Annotated in this window: 5 protein-coding genes; 3 read left to right on the top strand and 2 right to left on the bottom strand. The window is 63.6% G+C overall.

The window, feature by feature from the left end:
* Window positions 1-286 precede the first annotated feature (286 nt).
* Both CSW57_RS17620 and CSW57_RS17625 read right to left on the bottom strand, forming a co-directional pair.
* On the bottom strand, window positions 287-1,099 hold the full coding sequence (locus tag CSW57_RS17620) for an ABC transporter permease (RefSeq protein WP_099383933.1): 813 nt from the start codon (window positions 1,097-1,099) through the stop codon (window positions 287-289).
* Window positions 1,096-2,196: an ATP-binding cassette domain-containing protein gene (locus CSW57_RS17625; protein ID WP_099383934.1), complete on the bottom strand. Its 1,101-nt coding sequence runs from the start codon at window positions 2,194-2,196 to the stop codon at window positions 1,096-1,098. The genes CSW57_RS17620 and CSW57_RS17625 overlap by 4 nt, the downstream gene beginning before the upstream one ends.
* 257 nt (window positions 2,197-2,453) lie before the next feature.
* Here CSW57_RS17625 and CSW57_RS17630 point away from each other — a divergent pair, with 257 nt between their 5' ends.
* The 3 genes from CSW57_RS17630 (at window position 2,454) to CSW57_RS17640 (ending at window position 3,853) form a co-directional block, all read left to right on the top strand.
* The gene (locus CSW57_RS17630) at window positions 2,454-2,813 is read left to right on the top strand and encodes a hypothetical protein (protein WP_143696565.1); all 360 of its coding nucleotides are present in this window, start codon (window positions 2,454-2,456) and stop codon (window positions 2,811-2,813) included.
* Between the two features lie 108 nt (window positions 2,814-2,921).
* A complete protein-coding gene (locus tag CSW57_RS17635) occupies window positions 2,922-3,143 on the top strand; it encodes an MbtH family protein (RefSeq protein WP_023956070.1) in 222 nt (73 codons plus the stop codon).
* A 338-nt stretch (window positions 3,144-3,481) separates the two neighbouring features.
* The gene (locus tag CSW57_RS17640) at window positions 3,482-3,853 is read left to right on the top strand and encodes a hypothetical protein (RefSeq protein ID WP_143696566.1); all 372 of its coding nucleotides are present in this window, start codon (window positions 3,482-3,484) and stop codon (window positions 3,851-3,853) included.
* Window positions 3,854-4,289 lie beyond the last annotated feature (436 nt).

The following is a 4,289-nucleotide window of genomic DNA, read 5'->3' on the forward strand; positions in this document are numbered from 1 at the left end:
CAGTCCGCGGCTGCGGCACCAGGGGACAGAAGTGTCCACGGGCCGACAAAGGTCCGATTGCTGGCAGTGACCGGGGCGTCGTAGTCGCTCTGGTCCGCGTCGCCGCGGTCGAGTCGCTCGAATCGTGTGGTCGGGAGGTCGTCGGGACGGCTTCTGCGTCGCCCGGAGGGGGGCTGTTCGGTGCGCCACCAGTGCTGGAGTCCGGCTGCGTCGCCGTCGCCCCGGTGCCGGGGCCGACGGGGCACCACAGGTACCTGCGGCTCCTGCGGCGAACGTTTGTCTTCGCTCAACGTCGGCTGCTCCGAATCATCACCCAGGCCCCGCCGATGATGGCGACGACCACAACCCCTGTGGCCCACAAGATCGAGGGCAACGCGAGACGCAGGGTCACCTCACCGCCGTCGAATCCCCGCATCAGTTCGGTGAATTGAGAGATCGGCTGATTGCGTGCGAATGGTCTGATCCACTCGGGGAATCGTTCTTCCGGGACAAATCCGGTGGAGAGCATTCCAAGGATCAACTGCGGTAGGGCGAGGGCCTGGCTGGTGGCCTGCGGGTTTCGCGACAGGGCGCCGATCGTGTCGGCGCCGAACGCCAGGATGATGCCGACGACAAGGGCGACGCCGAGGAACCCCGCGAAATTGAGCAGACCCGACTCCGGTCTCCACCCGATCACCAGCCCGGAGATGATGGCCCAGCACAACGAGATGATGAGCAGTACGACGTTCGCGGCCAGCCTGGCCATGAGTGGTACCAGAATGTTCACCGGCATGCTCCGCAGCCGGTTGCTCAACCCGAGGCTGCCGTCGGTGGCGGCCCGCATCGCAGCGGAGGTGGCCACGAATCCCACGGACTGCAAGCAGATCACCGGCATGAGGAACTGGGCATAGTCCATCCCGGGGTACAGATCCATGATCGTCCGCAGCGGGACATAGAAGCAGACGGTCAGCAGTACCGGCGAGACGATGCACAGAAGGAATTGCCCTTCGCGGGCCATCCCTCGGAGAGACCGGTTGGTGAGGGCCAGCCACTGCTGTCCGGGATGCACCGAACGATCGCTCCCGGAGGACACGACCCGATCCGGGGTCAGCGTCGTCATCGGCGGTCCCGGGCTGCCGTGGCGGGAGACGTCGCCTCGGGGGAGCCGCCGGTCGGCGACTCGGTCAGCTTCAGGAACACGTCGTCCAGCGACGGACGACGGAGACCGACGTCGGTGAGTTCGATGCGGGCGGCGTCGGTGCGGCGCACGATCTCCACGAGTGTCTGCGTCGCGTTGATCGCGGGCATCGTTAACGAGGTTCGCGACATGTCGATGCGGATCTGGTCCGGTGGAACCATGTCGGCCAAGAGTTGCTTGAGCTGCTTGAGGTCGTCGGGATAGCTGGGGATCACCTCGCAGAAGGTGCCGCCGACCTCTTCCTTCAGCGCAGAAGCCGTGCCCTCGGCGATCACGCGCCCCTTGTCGATGACAACGATCCGGTCGCTGAGGAGGTCGGCCTCTTCCAGGTATTGAGTGGTGAGCAGCGTGGTGATGCCCTGATCGCGCAGCGACGTCACGATGTTCCAGACATCCTGGCGGCTTCGCGGGTCCAGGCCAGTGGTCGGTTCGTCGAGGAAGACCACCTCCGGCCGGACGACCAGACCGCAGGCGATGTCGATACGCCGCCGCATTCCGCCGGAGAACTTCCCCACTCGCCTCGACGCAGCCTCCACGAGATTGAACGCCTCGAGGAGTTCGTCGGCGCGGCCGTTCGCCTCGCGTTTGCGCAATCCCATCAGCCTGCCGAACAAGATGAGGTTCTCGCGTCCGGTGAGAGATTCGTCAAGGGCGGCGAACTGCCCGGTCAGCATGATCGACTTGCGGACCGACGCGCGATCCTTGACCACGTCGAAACCGGCGATCGAGGCGCTGCCGCCGTCGGGGGTCAACAGAGTCGCCAGCATGTTGACGGTTGTGGTCTTCCCGGCGCCGTTCGGCCCCAGGAGCCCGAGCACCGTGCCGGTCGGCACCTGGAAACTGATGCCGTCGACGGCGGTGAAATCACCGAATGTCTTGACCAGGTCGTTTGCCACCACACTGTGCTGTAGCCGGCCGCCGCCGACCGGCTGCTGGTAGGTGGACGGAGCGCCCGAGGAGGCTCGTACGCCGTCCTGGTCGTCGCTGTTCTGCGTAACTCGGCCCCGCCTCGCCTGCATGTCCGTCCCGTCATCGTCATGGTCGCCATGGCGACGCGATCACACCTGATGATTCGTTACGAACCTATCGCACCCAACGGGCCGTAACGCTACGGCTCGACGCAGCGATATCGTCCGTATGAATGGAATGTTGGGCAATTGGTATTCAATGGCCTGACAATGGCTATGCTTTGGTGACCTGGACGGGGCTATTGCAGGGATCCGACGAATTGCACGGGAAGAACGCATTCGGCGCACGTTTTGAGAGGGAGGGCGTTGTGGTACTGCAGCTCCGCCGTTATGGCAAGGGGTCGTCGGCCCGATCCGACGCACGCGGCTCTCGTAACCGAGAGGATCGCACACTCACGCAACTCGTGATGGCGGCTGCCGATATCGGCCGCGATCGACCGGCAGTGGTGGGCCAGGGTTATGCGGTGAACTTCGGCGAACTCAAGGGACGGGCGCAGGGTGCCGCAATCGCGATGGCGAGCGAAGCGGTGGATGATTCCGCCCTCACCGTCGCGCTCATGACTTCCGTACCCGGGCTGGCGGTGTCGGGCCCGCGCGGCCTCGCCGATACGCTTGCCGGGATACGCATACAGGCAATGATGGTTCTCGCGGAAGCCGAACTGGTCTGATCTGCTGTCCGCCGGCAGTCTGTGCACCCCATGCGGGGTACGGGCCGCCGGCGGTGGTGTGTGTCGACCGTGGTGCACGCGTAACCGAAACAGGAGAAGGGTCCGCTCATGAGCAATCCATTCGACGACGAAGACGGCCGGTTCTTTGTGCTGGTCAACGACGAGAACCAGCATTCGCTGTGGCCGACATTCGCCGACATCCCGGCCGGCTGGAACAAGGTCTTCGGTGAGGCATCGCGCGCCGAGTGCCTCGACTACGTGAACGAGCACTGGACTGACCTGCGCCCGAAGAGCCTGATCGAGGCCATGGAGGCCGATTCTCAGCAGTAGGTGTTCGCCGCGGGCCTGCGGACATACCACCGTAAGGATCATGGTGTCTGTCCGAAACACGCGATGACAATGACACGAATTCGCATCGAATGTTTCATTTTTGATGCCTGCTGCGCGCCCATCTGCGCTGGTCAGAGACCTTGAGCCCGAGGTGTGTCATAGATCACACCTGGATCTTGTAACAGCTGGAATACTTCCCTTCCCTTACTGCCCGGGTACTGTGAATATTAGCTACGCCGACCCATTGAGGGTCGAGGCAGATGCACAGGGTTGGTGAGCAGATGGCTATTTCAACGATTCGGCCGCAACAGCGGGCTATGGCGCCTTCATCTCAGAGGGTGGACCTGCCTGCCGCGGTGGGCGAGATCACTCGAGTGACCCCTGACCGGGTGGTCGTTCGGTACAGATCGCGTGCGCTGACGTACCGCGACCTCACCGGTGCGATCAATCTGATGATGCCGGTCACCCGGAACCAGTACATGGACGACAGATCCGCTGTCGTCGCCGCGATCTTCGCGGGTATCCCGGCTCTCGGTGCAGAAACCGATGGATCGGTTGTCGCCACAATCGTCGACGATGCACTTGCTCAGATCCGCGGTGACTTCGACGAACTGCACACCGCGACGGCACCGCCCCAGCAGCGTGTCACCGCCGGGCGAACGAGTGAGATCGACCTCCGTGTGATCGCCAGCAGGCTCGCCGGCGGGTAGTTCGGCGCCGCCGGCCCTCGCGGCCCCTCAGTATTCGACTCCGGCCCCCTCGCACGCACACCGCGTACGAGGGGGCCGGACTCGTCGGTGCTGGTGACAGTCACCGATCGAACGTCAGCGATGGTGCGCCGGGCCTGGTCTATACTTGATTGCGCTGCCGGAGACGCCCGGCCGACTCGCCAGAACCGCGGTGTCGAGCTGATCCGGGCCGCTGGAGCATCGGTGTAACGGCTATGACAATCTGGTCGATAGGTCACAGAAAGGCATGCCATTCGAGTGGCAGATATCTGCGACTCGCCTGCGTGGTTACTGTCTAAACGACCACTTGCGGGTTGAATGTGAACAACGAAGACACCGCGATTACATTTCGCAGATACAAGTATTCATCGTCACTGAGGCCGAGGCGAGCAAGGGTTCGAGATTGGAGCGGCAAACT

Source organism: Williamsia muralis (genome assembly GCF_002735905.1).
Classification (GTDB): domain Bacteria; phylum Actinomycetota; class Actinomycetes; order Mycobacteriales; family Mycobacteriaceae; genus Williamsia; species Williamsia muralis_A.

What these genes read in the sequence shown, in the direction of transcription:
- CSW57_RS17620 (WP_099383933.1), bottom strand. Translation starts at nt 1,099, where the DNA reads ATGACGACGCTGACCCCGGATCGGGTCGTGTCCTCCGGGAGCGATCGT.
- CSW57_RS17635 (WP_023956070.1), top strand. Translation starts at nt 2,922, where the DNA reads ATGAGCAATCCATTCGACGACGAAGACGGCCGGTTCTTTGTGCTGGTC.
- CSW57_RS17625 (WP_099383934.1), bottom strand. Translation starts at nt 2,196, where the DNA reads ATGCAGGCGAGGCGGGGCCGAGTTACGCAGAACAGCGACGACCAGGAC.